Raw genomic sequence first — 24,105 nt, 5'->3', positions numbered from 1 at the left:
ATCATTATAATGATTACAAAGGACTAGGTATTTGATATGGCAATTCCGGGGAATAGAAAATCCGGACTTCAACGAATTCCGGACGTCTCTCGCTCAGCGCCGCTGGAGAGTACCGAATGCATTGTTTCGTCCTGCTTTTCGTAGATCTCTTTCTGATTGCCGCGTCGACGCTCCTGGCGATTATTCTATGCAGCACGCAGGCCCCGCTTTCCGCATTGGCGGACGCGGGAACGTATTGCGCTTTTACGTTCGTCGCCGCGGCTCCCGTCCTTCTGCTTTTTCGTCTCAACCGTACGGTCTGGCGCTTCGCCTCGATGAGCGACAGCGCGGCCATCGTCGGCGCGGCAGTAACGATCGTCGTGCTCGTCACTTCGCTTGGATTCTCATTCGATCGCTTGAGGGGCGTACCGCGCACGGTCCCGGTAATGCACGGATTGCTGATGCTATACGCGCTCGGGGGCGTGCGTATAGCAATGCGTATTCGCCACGTCCGGCGTCGGCGCGCGCGCCGGCCTCAAGTCGTCGCCACCGGGAATCGAGAAAACGTCCTGGTCGTCGGCCTCAATCCATTGGCTGATCTTTTCCTCTATTGCGCTGCCGAGAATGGCCATGACAGCGTCAATATAGTCGGCGTTCTTTCGGATTCGGAGCGGCATCGCGGTCGATTGCTGCGGTCGAGGAGAATCCTCGGTCCTATGAATGCGATCCGCGAAGTTCTGCATGACCTATCCGTCCATGGTGTTTTTGTTGACCGGATTGTCATTGCCGCGCCATTCGTCGAGCTATCTGTGAAGGCACAAACGTCGCTCGATGATTTAGCGAGAGACGGAAACATCCGCGTCGAACACCTTTCTGCCCGATATGGCCTGGGCGATAGGGTGGGCGATGGGGCTTTCAATTCGACCAACTCGACCGGGGCCGTCGTCGCTACAGAACTCGACGACGAGCTTCCGTCCAGTTCGTATTTACGTTGGAAGCGTTCGGTCGATGCTGCCGTTGCTCTCGTCTGCGTCGTCTGCTTTGCGCCGCTGATGCTTGCCGTTTTTGTGGTCGTGCTGCTCGATGTCGGAGCTCCGGCGATATTTTGGCAGCAACGGCCAGGCGCACGCGGTCGGCCGATCAGAGTGTTGAAGTTTCGTACGATGGGTTCTCCGCGCGACAAGGACGGCCGTCCACTGGCGGACGCAATGCGCGTCTCGAAAATCGGTCATCTCCTGCGCAGGCTCCGGCTCGACGAACTCCCGCAGGTTTACAACGTCCTACTGGGGCATATGTCTTTCGTCGGTCCGCGGCCGCTTCTGCCGGTCGATCAGCCGTCGGCGCCCGCCGCGCGCCTGCGGCTTCGCCCTGGTCTGACGGGATGGGCGCAGATCAAAGGCGGACGCCACCTCTCCATCGAAGACAAGGCCGCTCTCGATCTCTGGTATATTAAGAACGCGTCATTCGCCCTCGATATGATGATTATCGCCCACACCGTTCGCATGGTTCTGTTCGGAGAGCGCGTCGACCGGAACGCAATTCAGCAAGCGTGGCAGGCCCTTCGCAAAGATCACCCGACCCTGCGGTCCGCCGATGTGGCAGAGCACAATCCGGCTTGAGTCCGGCGCTCGGACGAAAAGCCCATTGCCGCAAAAGTCGGTAACGCGACCTGTAACGAACGCCTCTCACCTCGCGAATACTTCTGACAGATCAGGGGAATTGCGCTGTCTGCCTCTAATGGACGACGTGCAGGAACGAGGAACCAGGGGCTTACAAGCGCGTTCACCGTCACCGGGAATGAAAGACGGAGTGAGACCCAAATCGAATTGAAATTGCAGTTTCGTTGGGGCGGATAAATCAATTGCGCGAATTTTGTTCGAGATGATTGGACTCCGTTCAAGAAATGCGACAAAATAAACTTTGCGCTCTCTATTGCGTAATGCTCGCAATATCGGTATTTCGAGCGCGATAATTCGTTTCTTGTTGCGAAAGTTTTTTTAGAGCGCCGTGCACGTAATGTTGGCGCCGTGTCGCGTGTTTGTTGTGTGGAGTTCTGAGTATGCTGCGGATGGAATTCACCGATAACGGCTGTAGTGCAAGCCTCGTTGATGTTATCGCGCTGGCCAGCCGGGACGCAGATCCTACGGCCGCAGTCGTCCGCAATCTCGCTCGGAATGAACTTTTGTTCGAGGCGGGCGATATCAAAACCAAAATCTATCGCGTTGAGACGGGCGCCATTTGCGTTTACCGCACGCGTGCCGACCTCACGATCGAAGTCATCGAGCATGTGCTCGCGGGCGACCTGATCGGTTTGGGGTTCCTCGATAGGCACTCGGCGAATGCCCGCGCCACTGTCGAGACCAAGGTGCGCTGCTTCGATCTCGATGCCGTCGACGATCTCATCGACAACGACGCCCACAATAAAGCCCGCCATCACGATGCCATCGAGCGTGAATTCGCGTTCCGTCGCGAAAGCTTGGCGAAGTCGGCGCGTGAACGGCCGATGGTACGCCTTGCCGCATTCCTGGTGGCCGTCTCGCATCGCATCGGCGACGAGGGCGGCGATCCGGCGTTGATCGACGATACGGTCGATTGCGGCGTCATCGCCGATTTCCTCGGCCTGAGCGTCGATCTTCTGGCGCTTGCGTTGATGCAACTTGAAATGCGCGGATTGGTCGAGACGGCGCCGCCACATGGGCTGCGTCTCAAAGACATTTCGGCGCTTGAGGACATTGCGGCCGAGCGGACGGACGTGCCGTTGACGTGGGCCGCGCCCTCGAACGAAGAGCTGCTCGCCGCCATTCAATAACAAGCTCTCCGCCGCTATGGCGTAGCGCCGCAACGATGAGCGTCGCGTCTCGCGCGGTTTCCGCTTTCACGAGCAAATGAAATCTCGGCCGATCCGGCGGCCGAGCGGACTGCGGCGCATGCCCGCTCCACGGGGCGATAACCGAACAATCAAGCGCGCGGCGTTGCTGGCGGTCGTTTTCCCGCCTTGACGCAGGAAGGCGAATGCAAGTTCCTCGTTCCCGCACCGCAGAGGAGCGACCATGAGCCAATTTCCGATTTCGGCGCTTGAGAAACCAATCGCGTTTTCTCGGCGGTTATTTCTTGGAAGCTCGCTTGCGGCTGCGGTTTTGCCGTCGGTGGCCAAGGCTGACGAAGCGGCCCCGTCTTCCGCTGCTACGGGTCTGGCGCCGCGCCTGATCCCCGCGCGCGAATTGCCCGTTCCAAAAACCGTCAGCCCGGAATTGCAGGCGGTCATCGGCGCGCCTTATCCCCTCGGCTGGAACGACGTCCCGCAAGATTCAACCGGATGGAAAGACCTCGCCTTCAAGAGCGCAGCCAGTGTCGCCAACTCCATCACCGCCATTCGCGACCATTTCAGCCTTAAAGTCGAGCAGACGACGATGGCCGGTGTGCCCGTATTCGTCATCACGCCCGAGGAAATCGCCCCGAACAATCGCGACCGGCTGCTCGTGCATATTCATGGCGGCGGCTACGTCTTGTTTCCGGGCGAGGCGGGCGCGGGCGAAGGCATGATGATGGCGGGCTATGGCAAATTCCGCGTCGTCTCGATCGACTATCGAATGGCGCCGGACTTTCCCTTTCCCGCGGCTCTTGATGACGTGACAGCCGTCTGGCGCGTCCTGCTGGCATCCTACGAGCCAAGCAAAATGGGAATCTTCGGAACGTCGGCCGGCGGCGCGCTCACGCTCTCGACAATTCTCCGCGCCAAGTCGGAAGGGCTTCCGCTTCCAGGCGCCATCGCGCCCGCGAGCCCGTGCGCCGATCTCACTTGGTCGGGAGACTCGGTCATGGCGAACGCCTATGTCGACAATGCTCTGGTCTCGCGTTCCGGCTGGGTCGGCGCGGCCGCCGCGCTCTACGCAGGAACGCATGATCTCACCGACCCCGAATTGTCCCCGCTCTTCGGTGACTTCAGCGGCTTCCCGCCCGCGATTCTGACGTCCGGCACGCGTGACCTGATTTTGAGCGACACGGTGCGAACACATCGCAAGCTCCGGCAAGCACGGGTCAATGCCGTCCTGCAAATCTTCGAGGGCGAAAGCCACGCCCAATTCCTCACGCCCTTCGTCCCCGAGACGCAAGAATCCTTCGGCGAGATCGCGCATTTCTTCGACGCGCATTTGGCTTCTTAATATTGGAGCATGATCGATCCCATCATCGGGCCGCCGCAATTAAACCGTCGTAGTTGATAACGATTGCTTACGGTTGCGATGTTGCTAAGTGCGCAGAATTGCAGCTTTTTTGCTTGTCTGAGATGCACGCAATTTTAAGCAAAATAGATTCAAATTGGATCCAGCCGGCGGTGAAAACCGCACAATTCGTTTTCGAGCGAGGATCAAACTCCAATGTCATACATGCGCATTCTATTCGCAATTGTCCTGACCGGACTTGCACTCCCCGCCGAGGGGAATTCCGCCTTTGCCGACGAGGCTTTTACGGCATCGAATTCCGACTTTGCGCGCGAGCGCAACGCCGAAATCGAAACCTCTATGACCCGCGTAGAAGCCGCACGCACCGCAGAACTTGAGCGGCTTCAGAATGAACAAATCGAGGCGGCGTGCGCTGCATCGGCCCAAGCGAAATTCAATCGCGAGCGCAATGACGAGATCAACGCGTCTCTGATCGCAGCCGCGAATGCTCGCGCGCAAGACGCACGGGATTCAGACGAGGCTGAATTCGAGCGCGAGCAGAATGCCATCGCTGACGCCTCGATGGCGCGGGACGCGGCCATTCGGCTGGCCGAATTCGAAAAAGAACGCAACCAGGAAATCGACGCCGCGATGGCGGCTTATGAGGCAGCCAAGTTCGCAGAAGAACGAAACGCCGATATTGGAAGGTCGTTGGCCGCGGTCTCCGCCGCGCGCCAGGAAGAACAATTCGCAGCCGCGCGGAATGCAGAAATCGAAAACTCGCTGTCGGCTGTGAAGGCAACGCAGCAGCTCATCGAGACCGGCAGCATTTCGCAATAGGCAGTCGCCGCGCATAAAACGCAAGAGATACGCGCCCTGGGGTCTGAGCCCCGGGCGCTTCCATTTCGGACGTTCTAAAGGCCCATCATCGCCATGACCTTGTCGACGGCGAGCGTCGGCAGCAGCGTGCCGTTGCGGACGGACGCCTCGATCTTGGGAAGCTCCGAGCCAACGTCCGGGTTGGCTTTGAGCGCCCCCATCAGCCTATCTTCCAGCATGTCGCGCATCCAAGACACGGCTTGCGCCTGACGGCGGGCATCGAAGGCACCGGTATCAGTCATAGTTTTGCGATGCTCCAGCACCTTCGCCCAAAGCTCCTTAAGGCCGCGATTGTCTTGCCCCGAAACCGTCAGCACCGGCGGAAACCACGTCGCGCCATGCGGCGTGAAGATTTGCAGGGCGTTCTTGTAATCTCCCGCCGCTCGTTCCGCGCGCTTGATGTTATCGCCGTCCGCCTTGTTGATGGCGATCATGTCGGCAATCTCGATGATGCCCTTCTTGATGCCCTGCAGATCGTCGCCGCCGCCCGCAAGCAGAAGGACCAGGAAGAAGTCGACCATATCCGAAACCGCGACTTCCGATTGCCCGACCCCGACCGTCTCCACGATGACGACGTCGAAGCCGGCTGCTTCGACAAGCGCCATCGTCTCGCGCGTGCGTCGCGTCACGCCCCCAAGCGTCCCCGACGACGGCGATGGCCGGATGAACGCATTCCTCTCCTGCGCCAGCGAACTCATGCGCGTCTTGTCGCCGAGAATTGAGCCGCCCGATCGCTTCGACGTCGGATCGATGGCGAGCACGGCCACGAGATGTCCGTCGGCGATGAGGTTCATGCCGAGTTGGTCGATCGTCGTCGATTTGCCGACGCCCGGAACGCCGGTGATGCCAAGCCGAACAGCGTTTCCAGTTTTCGGCAGCAACGCTTGCAGCACCTGCTGCGCGATGCGGCCGTGCTCGGGGTTCGAACTTTCCACAAGTGTTATCGCGCGCGCCAGCAGCGCCCGATCGCCGTTAGCGATGCCCGCAACATAATCGGAGACTGGAATTTTGTGTGCTGAGAGCGCGGTAGCGGCCATGATTGAGATGCTGAATCCTGTTCGTTCGAAGCCGCGACCTTGGACAGGAAAAGCACCCCGCTGCAAGGCAGGATTTCGCTCTCCGTCGTCACAATCCCATGCCATAGATCCGGTTGCTTGCTGAGCTCAAGCTCCGTAGCCTGGAGAGGGGCGGCGTTATGGGGGAGGGTAGCGTGATTTCCACATTTAAAAGCTGGCGTCGGCCGGCATCGCTCATGAAGGCCAGCCTGACCGCGCTTGTCGCGTGCGCTCTGCTCGCAGCTTGCACCGAAGCCCCCAAGATGCACAAGGCCGACAACCGATCGCGCTCCATCGAGGGGGAATCCGCAGGAGCCCCTGCGCCGCAGGCGAGCGCCCCGGAAGCGCCCGCGCCAGAAGCCGAGCCTTCCGAAGCCGAGCAACAAAGGCAAGCCGCGAAGGACGAGGAAGCCGAGGAGCAAAAGTCCGCCCAGCACGAGAAATACAAGAAGCCGGCGCCCGGAACTCCTTCTGACGAAATGGACAGCGACAAATCGGAACCGTCGCAAAGTGCAAGCGGCGGCGCTGCCCCAGAAGCTCCGCAAGCGTCGGGCGAGGTAGCCCTTCCGCCTCCTCCGCCTCCCGCGCCCGTCGAAGCAGCTCCGCCGCCAGTGGATGCTTCCGTGATCATTCCTCCCCCACCGCCTCCGCCGGTTGCCGCGGTCCCGCCGCCTGCCGCGCCGAGTATTGCCGGACGTGCCACTGTCGAAGCCGACCCGAACAAGAAATACAAGGTCGTTCCGGTCTTCTACGGCACGGATCGTGCGGTTGAGCCCGATCCCACACGCCTGCAGTTCGGCGCCGAACGCGGCCACAAGCTGCAACTCGGTCGCGCGCTGATCACGGTGCCCTTGAGCCATAAGGTTCCGCACATCGAGCGGCCGCTCGAGGTTGAAATTCCGTACTTCAAAATCAAAATCTACGCCGAGAAAGAAGACCCCGATAAGCACTTCACTCTGCAGGAGATCACGAGCCTCACCGAAGAACAGATGCTGGCGCTCGTGAAACAGCAACTGGCGAAATCATCGACCTTTAAGGATCATGCCTTCGTCTTCATTCATGGCTTCAACACTTCGTTCGACTGTGCTCTCTATCGCACCGCGCAAATCGCTTACGATCTGGGATTTGACGGCGTGCCGTTCGTCTATAGCTGGCCGTCCGGCGGCAAGGTCGCGAGCTACACCTACGATCATGGCAGCGTCGAGCAGGCAGAGCCGATGCTCGCTGAATTTCTCAATATGGTGATCCAAAAGAGCGGCGCGAAATCCATCAGCCTGATCGCGCACTCGATGGGCAACGAGCTGCTGTTGCGCGTGCTTGAGAGAATAAAGACCAAGATTCCACAAGGCGTCGTCATCAGCCAAGTCATCCTCGCGGCCCCCGACGTCGATCGCGACAAGTTCAACATCATCGCGCGTGAGATAACGAATTTCGCGAAGGGCGTGACGCTCTACGCCGCGTCGAACGACCGGGCGCTCGGATATTCGGCGCGGTTTTGGGGGGGCGTCCCGCGCGCTGGGGACATCCCGAAGGACGGACCTTTGATCGTTCCGGGAGTCGATACCGTCGATGTCACCGCGGTTTCGACGGACGCGCTTGGCCTCAACCATTCCGGCTATGCTGAAAATCCGGCGCTCCTGGACGATGTGAAGGCTCTCGTGAAATTTGGCATTCGCCCGCCGGATAAGCGGCTCAACAGCATCTTGGCGGTTGAAAGCCCGGTCGGGAAGTACTGGCGTTTTCAGGCGGTCAATTGAGCGCTAATGCATTCGCCATTCGCGCGATGGGCTATCCGGCGAGAGCGCTAGGCGGCTTGTCTTTCGTGTTCTGGCCGCGTTCTGCCGGTGCATCGGCCTTGGGCGATCTGTCCCCGCCGGTTAGGCCGCCATCCGTTTCGTGGGAAATCTTCAGGCCGAAGTACAAGAGCGTGCAGAAAATGACGGGCGCGCCGATGAGCGATAGGCCCAGAAGAACATCGAGGAAATATCCGTTCACGGCTCAGCCTCCAGCACCGGTATGAAAGAACGAGAGGATCGGCATAAAGTTCCAGGTTTGAAGCGGTATGGCTATCCATCGAAAGGCCAGCAGCGAAGCGCCTGTAGCGCCTTTCTACAAGAACTGCGCCTTGACCGGCAAAAAATCGTGGCCGCATGCGCCCCCGGGGAATAGGCAATACCATATCGATCGAAATGGTCGGATAGGTGTAAAGCGCAAAAGCCCCGCGGCCGCATGGAAACTCCGCGCGGAAGTTAACGCGCACCCGAGCGGCGGCGTGGCACTTGCCGTCGGCTACGCAGGCGTCAGACGGATCGGCGTTAGGCGGCTGATGCCCTGTCCCGTGCCGACCGTTGCCGTTTGGGCGAAGCAGTGGTTCGCGCACCGGCGTGGTCCCGCTGGCTTTCCTCACCGCGAAAATCCTCGATTGTGAGACGAGCATTCCGGCGGATGGCCTGCGGCGGCTGCCCCAAGACTCGCAGAAACGCGCGCCGCATCCGGCTGCGGTCTTCGAAACCGATCTGCCGCGCGACTGCATCGATCGGGTGCCGGCTCTGCTCCATCAGGACCCGGCCCGCTTCGACGCGCAAAGCTTCGACGGCCTTTGCCGGAGACTGCCCCGTTTCGTCGCGAAACGCGCGCGAGAATTGCCTCGGACTCAAATGCGCCGCTTCCGCGAGCCGTTCGACGGTGAGCGGCAAATGCAAGTTCTTCTTCGCGTAGTCGAGCGCCGTCTGAATTCGATCAGATTTCGGCGCGAGTTCGAGCAATTCGGAAAACTGTGATTGCCCGCCCGAACGGCGGTGATAGAGCACCAGCTTCTTAGCGACCGACTGCGCGGTGTCGGGACCGAAATCGGCTTCGACAAGCGCCAAGGCGAGATCGATGCCGGCGCTCATTCCGGCCGATGTCCAAATCTTGCCGTCGTTGATGAAGATGCGATCGTCGTCAACGCTTGCTTTCGGGTATTTCTCCTGCAGCAGCCGGGCGAATAGCCAGTGCGTGGTTGCCCGTTTGCCGTCAAGCAATCCCGCCTCGCCGAGCACGAACGCTCCGGTGCAGGTCGACGCGACCCTCCGGCATCGCCTTTCCGATGCTTTGAGATATTTGATGATGGCGGCTGACGATGCCGTCGGCTCATTCGAGCCGTCGACGATCAGCGTGTCGATTGCGGCGCCGCTAATGCGCTTCGTCTCGAATACCAGACCGGCCGAGCTTTTGATCTGTCCGCCGTTCTCCGACAGGAATTGCATGTCGTAGACGTTTTTTCCGCGAACCGCATTCGCGATCTCGAACACGCTGGAAACCGCCAGCCCCATCACCGAACATCCTGGATAAATGAGAAATCCAACGCGCATAAAAACCAGCCCTTCCGGATCGTATGTCCTGAAACGCCCCATATATGACGTTTCAGACGCGGCACCGCAAGCCTACGTAACGCTCAATTCAACAAACAACGATCGGAGTACGTCATGAGCGCATCGAAAGGCACCGCCCTAATCACCGGAGCATCGAGTGGCATCGGAGCCGTCTACGCCGACCGCCTAGCAAAAAGGGGATACGATCTCATCCTCGTCGCCCGCAATGAAGCGCGCTTGAAGGACGTCGCCGCGCGCCTCGCGAGCACAACAGGCCGGTCGATCACCATTCTGCCCGCCGACTTGAACGACAGGGCGGCGTTGGCAAAAGTCGAAGCCGTCCTGAAGGAAAATCCTGCGATCACGATGCTCGTCAACAATGCCGGTTTCGGTTCCGCTGTCCCACTTCTCCAATCCGACATCGGCAAGATGGTCGAGATGATCGACCTGAACGTCACGGCGTTGACCCGCCTGACGTATGCCGTCGCACCCGCGTTCGTATCGCGCGGCAAGGGAACGATCATCAACATCTCTTCCATCGTTGGCGTTGCGCCGGAATTGCTCAACGGCGTCTATGGCGGCTCGAAGGCCTACGTCCTGGCGTTCTCACAGTCTCTGCAACACGAGTTGGCGGATAAGGGCGTTCGGATCCAGGCTGTTCTTCCCGGAGCCACGGCGACCGAATTCTGGGACATCGCTGGCTTGCCGCACTCGAACTTGCCGGCGTCGTGGGTGATGTCTGCCGAGGCCATGGTGGATGCGTCGCTCGTCGGCCTCGACAGCGGCGAGATCGTGACGATCCCGGCTTTGCAGGACGGCAACGATTGGACGAAATACGAGGCAGACCGGAAAGTCTTGTCCGGCAAGCTCAGCAATGTGAGTCCAGCGCCGCGATACGGCGTAAAAACGGCGGAAGCGGTTTAAGCGAGAGCAACCTCACCAGATCAAGAACGAAACCGCGCGCAATTTGGCGCGCGGTGCTTCATGGCGCCGCGATTCCGTCCGCATCCGTTACCGGAACTTGTGCGATTTGACGACTGACCGCTAGAAGGTGGTGAGTTCGCAATTGCATGATGGGATGGCCCGTGACCAAGCTCGAGACGGTTGTCGAAGAGATTGTCGATGACATGCGCGCCATGTCGGAGCGCGGTACGGTCGCGTCGTATATCCCTGAGCTGGCGCGCGTCGATCCCAACTATTTCGGCATCGCCGTGATCGATCACGAAGGCAACGTCGTGGTCGGCGGCGACGGCGACACGCCCTTTTCGATCCAGAGCATTTCAAAGGTCTTCACGCTGACCCTCGCGCTGGGAAAAGTTGGAAACCGGCTTTGGACACGCGTCGGCCGCGAACCTTCGGGAAGCCCGTTCAACTCCGTCGTCCAGCTTGAACGCGAGCAGGGCATTCCCCGCAATCCCTTTATCAATGCCGGCGCGATTGCCGTGACCGACCTCATCCTGTCAGGCCATCTGCCGCGCGAGGCCTTGGGCGAAATTTTGAGGTTCATGCAGTTCCTGGCCGACGATCCGACCATCATGATCGACCACGAGGTCGCTGCATCCGAGCATCGAACAGGGTTCCGGAACGCCGCTCTCGCGAATTATATGAAGTCTTTCGGCGTCCTCGATAACCCTGTGGATTTCACCCTCGGCGTCTATTTTCACCACTGCGCCATCGCCATGTCTTGTCGGCAATTAGCCATGGCCGGACGCTTTCTTGCACAATTTGGTAGCAATCCGTCGACCGGGCTGGCCGTTGTTCAACCCGAACGAGCGCGTCGGATCAACGCGCTCATGCTGACCTGCGGCCACTACGACGGATCGGGCGAATTCGCCTATCGGGTCGGTCTGCCGGGTAAGAGCGGCGTTGGCGGCGGCATCATCGCGGTGGCGCCTGGGCAGGCCTCGATTGCCGTCTGGTCGCCCGGCCTCGATCCGTCCGGAAATTCGCGATTGGGACAGATGGCGCTGGAGAAGCTCACCAAGAGAATGGGCTGGTCGATCTTCGGCGCATAAAGCGCAGCGCCGGCGCTGCGGCCTCTCGGGGCCACGTGTCTGCGGGCTGAAGCAGTCAAAAAGAATAGCCCGCGTACCGCGGCCAGCTCAATTCATCCACGAGCAAAAAGCCCACAAATTTCGATAAATTTGGAATCATAAGGACGATCACACCAGCGCGCGCAAAAGGGTCAACCTTTCGCGCGTCGTCTATCGGACCGTGTCGTAGGGGCGGGCGAGCTCACATACGCTCGCGATATCGCTGCTCAATTCCAACGCACCATCTCGGCGTTATCTTGAATGGCGACTTCATGATACCAGCAGGCGCCAAACTCGATGTGTCCAACGCCGCGCGGTGGGACGAGTGAAGCCGCTGACTTAACCAAGCGCTGGCCGTGCAAAGACGCACGTCCGCCCTGTGGGAACTGGTAGATTTTTGCAGTTTGTCGCATCTGCCTTTCTGTCATTTTCGCCTCTCGGTTCGTTTCGTCGGCCATCCGACGCAGTCACTTATATAGGATATTCTCCTGATTTTGCTGATGCCTCAATTAAAATCAGCATTTGCATATATTATAGGCATGCTTGATTTTGCATCTTTCGGTAGCATCACCAGCGGCGGTCAACGCGTATTGCTGTGATTGCGTTCCGCCACATGCCTTTGGCACTGATGGGCATGCTTCATTTGTGGAGGTTGGATGCTGACTGCCGATTCCCAGGTCGAGAGCGAATGTCTCCGCGCCGGGAATGCGTCTCGAAGCATCTATCAAGCCGCTATTTACGTTGCCCGACGGCGTGACGGCGGTTTCCGAATGACGGCAGTTCCTCACCAACGCCGGAGCCCGTTTACCGCGCCCCCCACGTCTTCGGGCCTGTGCGGCCCGTCGCGCTATCGGCGGCCGCGCACCAGCTAGGAATTCACAGAACGTCAACTTAGGGAGCTGTCTAGAATGACGAAGTATAAGCTTGAGTATATTTGGCTCGATGGCTACACGCCGGTGCCCAACCTTCGCGGCAAAACGCTGATCAAGGAATACAGCTCGTTTCCGGATCTCGGGGATCTTCCGAACTGGGGCTTTGACGGCTCTTCCACCAAGCAAGCTGAAGGCAGCAACTCCGATTGCGTCCTGAAGCCGGTTGCCCACTACCCGGATCCGGCCCGCAAGGACGGCGTCCTCGTGATGTGCGAAGTCATGATGCCGGACGGAAAGACCCCCCACTCCACGAACAAGCGCGCCACCATCCTTGACGACGCCGGCGCTTGGTTCGGCTTCGAGCAGGAATACTTCTTCTACAAGGAAGGCCGTCCGCTTGGCTTCCCGGCTGCTGGCTATCCGGCACCGCAGGGCCCTTACTACACCGGCGTCGGCTACAAGAACGTCGGCGACGTCGCTCGCACCATCGTCGAAGAGCATCTCGACCTCTGCCTCGCGGCAGGCATCAACCACGAAGGCATCAACGCCGAAGTGGCAAAGGGTCAGTGGGAATTCCAGATTTTCGGCAAGGGCTCCAAGAAGGCCGCCGACGAAATGTGGATGGCTCGCTACCTGCTGGAGCGCCTCACCGAGAAGTACGGCGTCGATATCGAATATCACTGCAAGCCGCTCGGCGACACCGATTGGAACGGCTCGGGCATGCACGCGAACTTCTCGACGACCTTCCTCCGCGAAACCGGCGGCAAGGAATACTTCGAGGCCCTGATGAAGGAATTCGATAAGAACCTGATGGACCACATGGCTGTCTACGGTCCGGACAACCATATGCGTTTGACGGGCAAGCACGAGACGGCGCCGTGGAACAAGTTCAGCTACGGTCTTGCTGATCGTGGCGCCTCGATCCGCGTGCCGCACTCCTTCATGAACAACGGCTACAAGGGCTACCTCGAAGACCGTCGTCCGAACTCGCAGGGCGACCCATACCAGATCGCTTCGCAGATCCTGAAGACGATCTCGGCTGTGCCGGTCGCCGTCGCCAAGGCTGCCTAACGCTTTTCATGGCGCCGGCTCTCACCAGTCGGCGCCATGAGTCTATCTGGGCCACCAACACGCCCTTTTCCTCCGCTGCGCCGCAGCACCGTTCCCCGGCTCGTATCGCCCCGAACATTGTAACGCTCCGACTCGACGCTACGTACTCATCCACGTGTCCCCGCTCGCTCACGGGCGGCCCGCCGGCACATGACAGTACGTTCACGATAAGAGATCGGAAATGCTCCTGCTCCTCCTCGCATACCTCGGCGGTGTGCTCACAATCGTCAGTCCCTGCATCCTGCCGGTCCTGCCGTTCGTCTTTGCGCGCGCCGACAAGCCTTTCCTGCAAAGCGGCTTGCCGACGCTGGTCGGCATGGCGGCAGCGTTCGCCGTCGTTGCGACTTTGGCGGCGGTGGGCGGCGGCTGGGCAGTCGCGGCGAACGAATACGGCCGCTACGCAGCGCTGTTTCTGGTCGCTCTGTTCGGTCTCGCGCTCGTTTTCCCGGAACTCTCCGAGCGTCTCTCGCAACCGCTCGTCGCCTTGGGCGGCAGGCTGTCGCAAAGAGCCGATGAGGCCGCTGCAGGACGTGCTGCGATCTGGCCCTCGCTTCTGCTCGGCGTCGCGATCGGGCTGCTCTGGGCGCCCTGCGCTGGGCCGGTCCTCGGCCTCATTCTGACAGGCGCGGCGCTCAACGGCGCGAGCGCGATGACGTCCTTGCTTCTGCTGGCCTATGCCGCCGGCGCCGCGACATCCCTGGCCCTGGCATTGCTCGCCGGCGGGCGCGTGTTCGCCGCGATGAAACGCTCGTTGGGCGTTGGCGAATGGGTCCGTCGCGGTGTCGGCGTTCTCGTGCTTGTCGCGGCTGGCGCCATCGCCTTGGGCGCGGACACCGGCGCCTTGACTCGCCTTTCGCTCGCCAGCACCGCTACGATCGAGCAGCGCCTTGTTGACGCGTTCGGCGGTCATGGCGCGATGTCGGACAACTTGAAGACCGCAGATGCGACCGAGGATGAGGGCAACCTTCCGGTCGAAGGCAAGATGCCGCCGCTCGACGGTGCCGTCGAATGGCTCAATTCGCCGCCGCTGACGAGAGAAGCCCTAAAGGGAAAAGTGGTCCTGATCGACTTCTGGACCTACTCATGCATCAATTGCCTTCGCGCGCTTCCCTACGTCGAAGCTTGGGCGGAGAAGTACAAAGACCAGGGGCTCGTCGTCATCGGCGTGCACGCACCTGAGTTCGCGTTCGAGAAGAACATCGCGAACGTCAAACGCGCGGTCACAGATTTGGGCATCACCTATCCCGTTGCGATCGACAACAACTATGCGATCTGGCGCGCCTTCAAGAACGAATATTGGCCGGCGCACTACTTCATCGACGCCGAAGGAAACATCCGTCACCACCACTTCGGCGAAGGCAGTTACGATCGTTCGGAACGCGTCATCCAGAAGCTGCTCACGGAAGCCGGGCATAAGAACGTCGCGACCGGCGTGGTCTCGGTCAGCGGCTCGGGCATCGAAGCCGGTGCGTCCAGTACCGTGAAGTCGCCCGAGACCTACGTCGGCTATCGTCGCGCGGAAAACTTCGTCTCTCCGGGCGGGGCGGTTCACGACACGTCGCACGACTATAGCGGCGCACCCGCCGAGCTCAACGATTGGGCTTTGGGCGGCAATTGGACAATCACGCCCGAACACGCAACGCTCAACGTCGCGAACGGCAACATCGGTTACAAATTTCACGCCCGCGATTTGCACCTCGTCTTGGGTCCCGGCCCCGACGGCAAGCCTGTGCGTTTCAAGGTGACGATCGATGGCAAAGCCCCGGGAGACAGTCACGGCGCCGATACGGATATCAACGGCAACGGTACGGTCACGACGCAGAAACTTTATCAGCTCGTCCGCCAAGCCGGTCCGGTTACGGATCGCGTCTTCACGATCGAGTTTCTAGATCCCGGAGTTCAAGCCTTTGCGTTCACGTTCGGATGACGTGTCAGCGGCCGCTGGTACGGCTGAAACAGGACTGTTTACGCGATTAAGAGACACGCCGACCATCCGCCAGAACGCTGCCATCTTCGCGGCATCGTGAAAATCTTGCTGTTCGGCGATGCGAAATCCCTCGAAGCGAAGGATCTGGCGGAGCGAGCACGTCAGAACGAGGCCGGACGTCCGATGCTTCAGAACGGCGGTGAGTCGAGTCCGGACGACGCAGTCCTCGCCGCGAATGGATTGTATGTGCGTTCTGCTGTCGACGATATCCATCGCGGCATTGAAGCGGCGGCGGAGATTTTCCTTTCCCCGAATCGTCAAAGTTTCGCCGTTGGGACCACCGGTATTCGTAATGTAAACGAGATCGTCTACGTATTTGTCCAGAACTCCTTCGACGCTCCCGGAGGACCAAGCCTCCTGAGCAGCTTCCAATACCGCTGTGATCGTGTGGATATTGATGGTCGAAGTGGCTCTGTTGAAATTGAATTTTCCGGGCGCTTCGCGTTGAATCGACGCACACCACCGACCGACTATACACGAGGCTGACGGCGAATAGCCAGAAGGCTCATTCCGATTTCGCAATTTCGCCGGTGCACGGAAAATATCGACCACGGACGAACATGCGTTCGCCACGCTCGGAGCTTGTCTTGTCGCTACTCTATTGCGGTGGACTTCCGTGCGGAAAGCGCCGCCCGTCGCGAGCGCGTCGAGTATTTTGTGAATTTTTTGTGACGACTTTTGCGCGAGGCGCGCGTCATCGCGGGCTTCGGAGGCGGCGGTGTTACGTCGGCGATGAGTTCGACGGGAGCCTTGGCCTTGAGTTGGACGACCTTGTATCCGCCAGCCTTCAGCTTCGCGAGAAGCTGCGGAACGGCGTCGGCAGTCCATTTGTGAATGTCATGCATCAGGATGATGCCGCGTCCGCGCGCTTTGAGACCGGCCATCACTCGCGCGACGACCGGAGCGGAACTTCGAACGCGCCAATCGTTTGAATCGATGTCGACGGCGAACTGCCCGATGTTGCGACTCTTGAAGTAGTCTTCCGAGAGCTGACTGCTGCTGAGATAGGGATACCGGAAGAACGGGGCGACCGGCACCGGGCTATTCTTTTGCACGAGATCGAACGTCGCTTCGACTTCGTGCCTCAACTCGGGCAGCGTCAAGCGCGCGACATTGGGATGCGTCCACGTATGGGTGCCGATGGTGTGCCCTTGCGCGGCAACCTCTTTGACCATCTCCGGATGTACGACGACCATCTCTCCGACCATGAAGAATGTCGCCTTCGTACATTGCTTGGCGAGCGCCGCCAGAATTTCGCGTGTGTCGTTTGGCGACGGACCATCGTCAAACGTCAAAACAACTTCCCCCGGGGCCAGGAAATTCCGATCGCCATGAGGCTCGCCGAACCACGGGCCGCCGGTCGTGTCGACTTCGATCGTTCGCGATACGCCGAGCGTCCCGGCCGGGCAAGTGTCGTCCGCGCGCGCTTGCTGCGGCATCGAAAGTGCCGCCGCGACGAGGGCCGGAACGACAAAGCTACGCTTCCAAATCGGCCTCATCCTGGCCACCCCCAAAGAGCAAAAAAATCAGCGACCCAAAGTCACAAAAAAAGCCCATCAGTCGCGGTCGAGACTTCTGCTCGGCCGGAGGTGGTTCGTCAATACAACACGGCGTAGCAAAGACACATTTTGCGAAGGCGCTCGGCATTGCGGTCAACGCTTTTGCTGTCCCACGACCCCTGACAGATAAAGCCGAAGCCTGAGTCAGGAAATCGCATTGGGCGTTGGTCGTAAACGCACGTTCATTTACCTGGTCGCAATCGAATCTCTGCCACACTTAGCTAGCAAAGTCCTTAATTCGTGCCGACCAGGAGCTGATGTGCGCAAGTTCGTACTGTTGTTAGGTTGTTTTGCCGCAAGCCCTGTGGCCGCTGGGGAAACCCGGCTGATGGGTGAAGCGATCAAAACGACGCTGAGCGGTTCGGTGCTGGCGCTGGATACACCGGTCGGCAGTACAGTCTCGGTTCGGATCGGTCACGACGGTCTAATGTCGGGCGAGGCGGGTACCGCCCTCGGAGCAGTGCTGGGCGCCTCCAAGGATCGCGGCCGCTGGTGGGTCGCCAACGATCAAGTCTGCTTCAAATGGTTTCGCTGGTTCGACGCCGAACCACGCTGCGCGACGATCAGCGTGGACGGTAAGAGAATGTCATGGCGCCGCGACGATGGCGACACTGGAACGGCAACCATCGTCGAGCAGAATAAGCCGGACGTGAAACCCGCCGTGATCGTTGCTGATGCCAAGAAACCGGTGATGCCCGTGCAAAAGCTCGCGGAGAAAAAAGGCGACGTCCTAATGGCCGCGAACTCGCCCGAGGCCGACGCGAACCAGGCCGTTTCTGCTCACAAGTCCGCCGCCGCCGCTGTCCCGGCAATCATTACACATCGCACCGAGGCCGTTGAGGTGGCGCTGCATGTGCCGGCGCCGCGTCCCGCCGTTCGTCCCAACCGCCACGAGACGATCGCCGTCGAGTCCGTGAAGCCCCAATTCTTCAGGTCCGAAAAAGTTCGGGCAGCGAAAGTTCAAGCCGCGAAAGTCGAGATTGCGAAAGTTGAGACTCCCAAGATCGTCCGCAAGCCGTTTCGGGTCGCAGGCGTCAATCCCGCCGACGTCTTGAACATTCGGAACGGGCCGTCGCCGGATTATCAGAGCGTCGGCGGCATTCCGTCGGACAGTCACGGCATCACGATTACCGGGCCGTGCTTGAATGACTGGTGCCCTGTGAAGCACCGCACGTTGATCGGCTGGGTCAATCGGCGTTATCTTGCCGAGGAGACGGTGGCTGAGACCACCGCCGCGACCGATCTGAACTATTGGGACGCCACGCCCTGATCGCGCCGGTTGGGCGCGCCAGCCAGTTTGTACGTGGCCGCGCAGAAACTGATTGCACCTTTCGAGCAGTAGCACGAAGTCGCCGCGGGCACTCGCCGCCCAACATCGCCTGCGGCCAAGGCGCGTTGCGCCGCTGCCGCGCCTCCAACGATACGGCATCGCCAATGAGTGCGAATTACAATTCGGCGTGATGCGAAAATAAACGCTGGTTTGCGGATATGCATTCCGAATTAGGCCGTCGAGCTTAATACGTGAGAATTGTTTCCCGTCATTTCGTTCGCAGGATTTCCCTGACGGAATAAATAATGCCGCGAAATATCAAAAATCGATTTGGGATTTGAATATGAAATATATGTCGTAAGAAAGTTGTTATGTTTCAGTAGCTTAGAGTTCTGGAAAAATTCAAAACGGCACGCAATATGCAGAGGATGGACGGGGGGTTTATTTTTATCACAATGTGAGATCTAATAAGAATTATTCTATTTGGCTAGGATGTGCTGAAATTATTGAATAGGCCATGGAATTAAATTCTGAAAATAATTTGAATTGAACTCTGGAATTGCGCGATATGAATGCCACCTGTCAGTCGCCGTTGAATTGACGGCGCGTGCTGCATGGCGCGCATCTTAGGCAGGCCTCACCATATCGTGGTGCGGCTCCCTTCATCGATGGTCAATCATCGCTCGAGGAGTACCTGACTATGATTCACAGCGACAATCTCCATAACGCATTCCAACAGAATCCGAACAGCGCCTACGGCGGCGGCTGGAACGGCAACCCAGGTCAGGCGTGGAGCCAGGCATGGGGCACGGGTATGCAGGCATTCGCCCAGCCTCAGCACGGTTGGGGCAATGGCTTGGGCCAGCCAGCGTTCGGCTATGGTCCGAATTTCGGAGGCGGCCAGGGATGGAACCAGAACTTCGGTGGCCAATTCGGCGGTCAATGGCCGCAGCGGCAGCTGTCTCATCAGGACGTCGGCGAAGTCGTTCGCCAGTTGCTGCCGATCCTTCCGCAGGTCATCGCCCAGGCCCAGCAGCCGCAAGCCGCCTTCGGACAGGGCGGATACGGTTCGGGTTTCGGCGCGGCCTACGGACCGGCGGCCCGCAATCTCTCCCAGCAGGACGTCAACGAAGTTGTTCGCCAAATCCTTCCCGTCCTTCCTCAGATTGTTGGGCTGTTGCAAGGCTCGCAGCAGCACGGAGGTTACGCAAACGCAGCCTACGGCGGCGGCCTGGGCTCGAACAACCAGGGCTGGAATAATCAAGGCCTTAATAACCAAGGCTGGCATAATCCCGGTCAGTACAATCAGGGCGCATACGGGTACGGAAACCAGAACCCGTATCAGCTTTCGCTTTTCGGGCAGAACCAGCCGAACGCCTTCGGCCCCTTCGGTCAGGCGGCCTTTGGCGGCAATCAAAGCCAAGCCGCCTTCGGCGGCAATCAAGGTAATCAGCGTCAGCTGAACCAGGTCGAGGTCGGCGAGATCGTGCGTCAGTTGACGGCGGCTCTCCCGCAGGTGATCGCGAACCTTCAGGCGATCAACCAGCAGCCGAACATGCAGCAGCGTGCCGCCTAGTCACGGCAACCGCTCGTTCGAGACGCAATCGGAAGCGCTGCCCCTGGGGGATGGCGCTTCCTTCCCAATTCCCGAATGGAGAAACACGAATGTCGAATGATCAACAGCGCTCCGATCAGAGCGGCAGACCGCAGGACTCGCGCGAAGATACACAGGCGCTCATCGGGCTGCTCGAAAACCTCGTGCCTCTGCTCATGCGTTTCCAGACCGATGCGTTCGGCCATCAAGGCGCGGCGTACATCGGCGGAGGCAGTGCCGCGCAACTCGAGCACCAAGCGGCGGTCGCCTTCACAGAGGACATCATCCTCGAATCTCTGCGCAACGTGTCGGCTTATCTGCAGAAGAATGCCGGGCGTTATCCTGGCCTCGACACCTATAACGGCGTTGTGGAGCAGGCACGTCGGGCATTCGATGCACGCGATTATCAATCGGCGCTCGCGCTGATCCTGCAGGCTTATCGCGCCGTCGCAGTCATCCGCTCCATTCGGCCCGAGTTGCCCCCCATTCGCGAAAGAACCCAAGGCGAGCAAAACGGATCGGGAAAAGCCATGCACTGAGTGCGGCCGTCGATCCTGGGATTGGGTCCAACGAGCGCGCCGCTCGGTTTGATTCGAGTTGGCGCGTTCTTTCGCTGGATACGGTTTGCCGGGGGCGGAGCGCGCATACGTGTCCGCGAGAACCGTGACCGATAAAGCTCATCTGCGTGGTCGCGCGCCGTTTTCGTCAGTTTTTTGACGATCGAGTGCGTGACTGGCGCGAAATTCGCAAAACTCCTGATAAGCTTTACGACGCTTATCGGGGAACAGCGAATATCGTGACCTTCTCGGAAGATTTCGGCACCAACCTCCACCACGATCGGTGGCCGTCATTCCATGTCGATGGAATTCCGGGCAGCGCCGCATTCGATTTCCAACGAGCCTTCGCTCTATTCGAGCGCAATGCCGATCCGGACTCGACGCATCGAGCACCTCCCGCCCGCGCTGAAAATGACCGCATGTCCCGGCAGGTGCGCGCCGGCCTGCTCTTACTTTTGGCGTCATGCGGTTGGATCGCGGGCGGCGACGAGGGTGCCAAACGCGCCGTAGCACGCGGCGCCCATCGGCTCGACCGTAGCCAACTCAATCAAAACACTCACCACGGACATTTCTTCGTCCGGACATTATCGCCATCGGATGCACCGGAACTGTTCGCCGAGATCGATCTCATTTGCTGGCGAGCCAAGCTGCAGCGGCGACCGCGAATTTGCGTAATTGCCGGGCACAGGGCGATGAACGCCTATGCATTCGGCGGCCCCGATGACGCGATCATCACCTTTACCGAAGGACTGCTGCGCGGGATGACGACGCAGGAAGTCGCGGCGATCTTCGCCCACGAGATCGCGCACATCTGTAATGGCGACAGCTTCACGATGACGTGGGCCGCAAATTTTCAACGTGCGATCAACGACGTTTCTGCCGAGGGTTTGGCAACGAGCGCGGCTTTCGGCGATTCGAAACCGCAATCCTCGCTCCGCTGGCTTCTCGAGCGCGCGCCCGCGCTCGCCGAGCTTCTGATGCTCTCACTCTCGCGCTTCCGGGAAATCGAGGCAGACGCATTCGCTTTGGTACTCACGGGCGACGCCAAGACGTTCGAAAGTGCGCTCGCCAAACTCGAACGGCATCATCGCGCGATGCATGGCATTCCCGAAAGCCACATCGAAGATCGTCTCGATGCGTATCTCCGCAGCCACCCGATGACCAGCGAGCGTATCGGTCACCTGCGCGCGTCATCGCCTTGCGGCGCACGCTGACGCCACGGCTACCTCTGGGCGGGCTGGGGAACTCCAAACCCACTTGAGAACGAATGTCGCGGCGGCCCGGAACACTCTTCCGTGGGCTTGCCGCATGGCCTAAAGGTGCCGCCTTACCGGCGTGACCGGGCCCCATGCGCACGGCGATCCGGCGGCACTTGCCGTCGCAGCCAGCGCTCAATAAAGCGCGCACATGATCCGTCTCGACAATATCGGCAAGCAGAACGGCCACCAGATCCTTTTCATCGAAGCCTCGGCCGCCCTCAATAGGGGCGAGAAAGTCGGTCTCGTTGGTCCGAACGGCTCCGGCAAGACGACACTCTTCCGCATGATCATCGGCCAGGATCAGCCCGACGAGGGTCAGGTCTCCGCCGATCGCGGCGTGACCATCGGCTATTTCAGCCAGGACGTCGGCGAGATGTCGGGCCGAAGCGCCGTGTCTGAGGTGATGGACGGCGCCGGTCCTGTCAGTGCGGTCGCGGCCGAACTGGCGGAGCTAGAGGCCGCAATGGCCGATCCCGACCGCGCTGACGAGATGGACGCGATCGTCGAACGCTACGGCGAGGTTCAGGGCCGCTTCGAGGAACTGGGAGGTTATGCGCTCGAAGGCCGAGCGCGCGAAGTGCTCGCCGGACTTTCGTTCAGCCAGGAAATGATGGACGGCGATGTCGGCGCCTTATCGGGCGGCTGGAAGATGCGCGTGGCGCTGGCCCGCGTTCTTCTTATGCGCCCCGACGCCATGCTGCTCGACGAGCCGAGCAACCATCTCGATTTGGAAAGTCTCATCTGGCTCGAAGATTTTCTCAGGGCCTACGAAGGCGTCCTGTTGATGACCTCGCACGACCGCGAGTTCATGAACCGGATCGTCACGAAGATCGTCGAGATCGACGGCGGCTCGTTGACCACGTATGCGGGCAACCATGAGTACTACGAGCAGCAGCGCGCGCTCTCCGAGAAGCAGCAGCAGGCCCAATTCGACCGTCAGCAGGCGATGCTGGCCAAGGAAATCAAATTCATCGAGCGCTTCAAGGCGCGCGCGTCCCACGCGGCGCAGGTGCAGAGCCGCGTCAAGCAGTTGGCGAAGATCGATCGAGTCGAACCGCCCAAACGCCGCCAGACGGTCATGTTCGAATTTGCAACGCCGCCGCGCTCAGGCGAAGACGTTGTAAGCATCAAGGGTGTGCACAAGAGCTACGGCAGCCGCAGCATCTATGAGGGGCTCGATTTCCAAGTTCGTCGCAAGGAACGCTGGTGCATCATGGGTGTCAACGGAGCCGGCAAATCAACGCTTCTGAAGCTGATCGCGGGTTCGACGCAGCCGGACACAGGGATCGTCAATGTCGGCGGCAGCGTGAAGATGGGCTACTTCGCACAGCACGCGATGGATCTCCTCGACGGCGACAGTACGGTGTTTCAGTCTCTGGAGAACTCGTTCCCGCAGGCGGGACAAGGCTCGCTTCGTTCGCTGGCTGGTTGCTTCGGCTTTTCCGGCGACGACGTCGAGAAGAAGTGCCGCGTGCTCTCGGGCGGCGAGAAGGCGCGCCTCGTCATGGCGACGATGCTTTACGACCCGCCGAATTTCCTGGTGCTGGACGAGCCGACGAACCATCTCGACATGGCAACGAAAGAGATGCTCATCACCGCACTCTCGCAGTACGAGGGCTCGATGCTATTCGTCTCGCATGACCGGCGTTTCCTTGCTGCGCTGTCCAATCGCGTGCTGGAACTGACGCCCGACGGTATCCACAAGTACGGCGGCGGCTACACGGAGTATGTCGAGCGCACGGGCCAGGAAGCGCCCGGTTTGCGTGGTTGAACGCACCTCGCGGACGGCAGCGTTATTGGGGAATGTTAGGCTCGACGAGCTTCGCCAACTGGGCAAGGGATTGCTGCCAGCCGAGATAGCAGGCTTCGAGCGGGATCACGGTGGGCACGCCCGACTGTTCGATGTTGATTTCCGTTCCCACCGAAACCGGTTTCAGGGTGATGGTCACGTCCATGACGCCGGGAAGATTCGGATCGTCGAAGCGGTCGGTGTAGCGAATGAGTTCATGCGGCACGAGTTCGAGATATTCCCCGCCGAACGAATGACTCTTTTCGGTCGTGAAATTCTTGAATGACATCCTGAACGTGCCGCCAACTTTCGGCTCCATATGCTCGACGTTGCACGTAAAGCCTTCGGGCGGCAGCCATTTGGCCATCGCGCCTGCATCGAGAAAAGCCCGGTAGACCTTCTCGAGTTTGGCGGCGAGCACGCGGTGCAATTTGACGGTATTCGTGCTTGTGGCTTTTGTCTTTGATGCTTGATTGACCGACACGGTATGCTCCTTTCAGTTATGTTCGGACAAACGGTTCTTCCACGATAAAACCGCTCTCTGCTATCAAGACGCTGGGGTCTTCCCGCATCCGACACGTGCCCGAAGATTTTTTCCGATTGATATGGCACCACCACGGCGGCATAAGCCATTCCCCTTCGACCCTCG

21 protein-coding genes are annotated in these 24,105 nt (G+C 59.8%); 15 read left to right on the top strand and 6 right to left on the bottom strand.

All coding sequences use genetic code 11. The features are described 5' to 3' along the window. Positions 1-116: 116 nt before the first annotated feature. From WC811_RS07620 to WC811_RS07605, 4 genes are all read left to right on the top strand, one after another. Positions 117-1,598, top strand: a complete 1,482-nt coding sequence (locus WC811_RS07620) for a sugar transferase (protein ID WP_372642641.1) — start codon at positions 117-119, stop codon at positions 1,596-1,598. Between the two features lie 440 nt (positions 1,599-2,038). Next, positions 2,039-2,788 (top strand): Crp/Fnr family transcriptional regulator, encoded by a 750-nt coding sequence (locus WC811_RS07615; RefSeq protein WP_372642639.1) that lies wholly within the window; start codon positions 2,039-2,041, stop codon positions 2,786-2,788. Between the two features lie 241 nt (positions 2,789-3,029). Then, positions 3,030-4,142, top strand: a complete 1,113-nt coding sequence (locus WC811_RS07610) for an alpha/beta hydrolase (RefSeq protein ID WP_372642637.1) — start codon at positions 3,030-3,032, stop codon at positions 4,140-4,142. 213 nt (positions 4,143-4,355) lie between these two features. Next, positions 4,356-4,979 carry a hypothetical protein gene (locus WC811_RS07605; protein WP_372642635.1) on the top strand — a complete coding sequence of 208 codons (624 nt, stop codon included), beginning with the start codon at positions 4,356-4,358 and terminating at the stop codon, positions 4,977-4,979. Between the two features lie 74 nt (positions 4,980-5,053). Here the strand turns inward: WC811_RS07605 and meaB are convergent, their stop codons facing one another. Beyond that, the gene (gene meaB / locus WC811_RS07600) at positions 5,054-6,055 is read right to left on the bottom strand and encodes a methylmalonyl Co-A mutase-associated GTPase MeaB (RefSeq protein ID WP_372642633.1); all 1,002 of its coding nucleotides are present in this window, start codon (positions 6,053-6,055) and stop codon (positions 5,054-5,056) included. Between the two features lie 173 nt (positions 6,056-6,228). On the opposite strand from meaB, the gene WC811_RS07595 reads away from it, so the two are divergent. Next, positions 6,229-7,830 carry an alpha/beta hydrolase gene (locus WC811_RS07595; RefSeq protein ID WP_372642631.1) on the top strand — a complete coding sequence of 534 codons (1,602 nt, stop codon included), beginning with the start codon at positions 6,229-6,231 and terminating at the stop codon, positions 7,828-7,830. A gap of 31 nt (positions 7,831-7,861) precedes the next feature. On the opposite strand, the gene WC811_RS07590 is transcribed toward WC811_RS07595, so the two are convergent. Further along, on the bottom strand, positions 7,862-8,068 hold the full coding sequence (locus tag WC811_RS07590) for a hypothetical protein (protein ID WP_372642629.1): 207 nt from the start codon (positions 8,066-8,068) through the stop codon (positions 7,862-7,864). Positions 8,069-8,388: 320 nt separating this feature from the next. Further along, positions 8,389-9,426, bottom strand: a complete 1,038-nt coding sequence (locus WC811_RS07585) for a GlxA family transcriptional regulator (protein WP_372642627.1) — start codon at positions 9,424-9,426, stop codon at positions 8,389-8,391. Between the two features lie 114 nt (positions 9,427-9,540). Here WC811_RS07585 and WC811_RS07580 point away from each other — a divergent pair, with 114 nt between their 5' ends. Further along, positions 9,541-10,350: an SDR family NAD(P)-dependent oxidoreductase gene (locus WC811_RS07580; protein WP_372642625.1), complete on the top strand. Its 810-nt coding sequence runs from the start codon at positions 9,541-9,543 to the stop codon at positions 10,348-10,350. 161 nt (positions 10,351-10,511) lie between these two features. Then, complete coding sequence (locus WC811_RS07575; RefSeq protein WP_372642623.1) at positions 10,512-11,441, top strand: glutaminase; 930 nt, start codon at positions 10,512-10,514, stop codon at positions 11,439-11,441. A 245-nt stretch (positions 11,442-11,686) separates the two neighbouring features. Here the strand turns inward: WC811_RS07575 and WC811_RS07570 are convergent, their stop codons facing one another. Then, positions 11,687-11,917: a DUF2735 domain-containing protein gene (locus WC811_RS07570; RefSeq protein WP_372642621.1), complete on the bottom strand. Its 231-nt coding sequence runs from the start codon at positions 11,915-11,917 to the stop codon at positions 11,687-11,689. Between the two features lie 450 nt (positions 11,918-12,367). On the opposite strand from WC811_RS07570, the gene WC811_RS07565 reads away from it, so the two are divergent. From WC811_RS07565 to WC811_RS07555, 3 genes are all read left to right on the top strand, one after another. Next, positions 12,368-13,402 carry a glutamine synthetase beta-grasp domain-containing protein gene (locus WC811_RS07565; protein WP_372642619.1) on the top strand — a complete coding sequence of 345 codons (1,035 nt, stop codon included), beginning with the start codon at positions 12,368-12,370 and terminating at the stop codon, positions 13,400-13,402. Between the two features lie 220 nt (positions 13,403-13,622). Beyond that, positions 13,623-15,368, top strand: a complete 1,746-nt coding sequence (locus tag WC811_RS07560) for a cytochrome c biogenesis protein DipZ (protein ID WP_372642617.1) — start codon at positions 13,623-13,625, stop codon at positions 15,366-15,368. Between the two features lie 96 nt (positions 15,369-15,464). Beyond that, the gene (locus tag WC811_RS07555; protein ID WP_372642615.1) at positions 15,465-15,914 is read left to right on the top strand and encodes a hypothetical protein; all 450 of its coding nucleotides are present in this window, start codon (positions 15,465-15,467) and stop codon (positions 15,912-15,914) included. A gap of 107 nt (positions 15,915-16,021) precedes the next feature. On the opposite strand, the gene WC811_RS07550 is transcribed toward WC811_RS07555, so the two are convergent. Next, positions 16,022-16,927: a polysaccharide deacetylase family protein gene (locus tag WC811_RS07550; RefSeq protein ID WP_372642613.1), complete on the bottom strand. Its 906-nt coding sequence runs from the start codon at positions 16,925-16,927 to the stop codon at positions 16,022-16,024. Positions 16,928-17,315: 388 nt separating this feature from the next. Between WC811_RS07550 and WC811_RS07545 the strand changes: the two genes are divergently transcribed. The 5 genes from WC811_RS07545 (at position 17,316) to WC811_RS07525 (ending at position 23,438) form a co-directional block, all read left to right on the top strand. Beyond that, entirely contained in the window at positions 17,316-18,257 is a 942-nt protein-coding gene (locus WC811_RS07545) for an SH3 domain-containing protein (protein WP_372642611.1), read from the top strand. A 700-nt stretch (positions 18,258-18,957) separates the two neighbouring features. After that, positions 18,958-19,833: a hypothetical protein gene (locus WC811_RS07540; RefSeq protein ID WP_372642609.1), complete on the top strand. Its 876-nt coding sequence runs from the start codon at positions 18,958-18,960 to the stop codon at positions 19,831-19,833. Positions 19,834-19,922: 89 nt separating this feature from the next. Then, the gene (locus WC811_RS07535) at positions 19,923-20,390 is read left to right on the top strand and encodes a hypothetical protein (protein ID WP_372642607.1); all 468 of its coding nucleotides are present in this window, start codon (positions 19,923-19,925) and stop codon (positions 20,388-20,390) included. 185 nt (positions 20,391-20,575) lie between these two features. Further along, positions 20,576-21,622, top strand: coding sequence for a zinc metalloprotease HtpX (locus WC811_RS07530; protein ID WP_372642605.1), 1,047 nt, complete (start codon positions 20,576-20,578; stop codon positions 21,620-21,622). Positions 21,623-21,815: 193 nt separating this feature from the next. Beyond that, positions 21,816-23,438, top strand: a complete 1,623-nt coding sequence (locus tag WC811_RS07525; RefSeq protein WP_372642603.1) for an ABC-F family ATP-binding cassette domain-containing protein — start codon at positions 21,816-21,818, stop codon at positions 23,436-23,438. Positions 23,439-23,460: 22 nt separating this feature from the next. Here WC811_RS07525 and WC811_RS07520 read toward each other — a convergent pair whose 3' ends face one another. Further along, on the bottom strand, positions 23,461-23,940 hold the full coding sequence (locus tag WC811_RS07520) for an SRPBCC family protein (RefSeq protein WP_372642601.1): 480 nt from the start codon (positions 23,938-23,940) through the stop codon (positions 23,461-23,463). Positions 23,941-24,105 lie beyond the last annotated feature (165 nt).

Source organism: Hyphomicrobium sp., from assembly GCF_041659645.1.
Taxonomy (GTDB): Bacteria; Pseudomonadota; Alphaproteobacteria; order Rhizobiales; family Hyphomicrobiaceae; genus Hyphomicrobium_B.
This window is presented reverse-complemented; position numbering and strand designations above follow the sequence as displayed.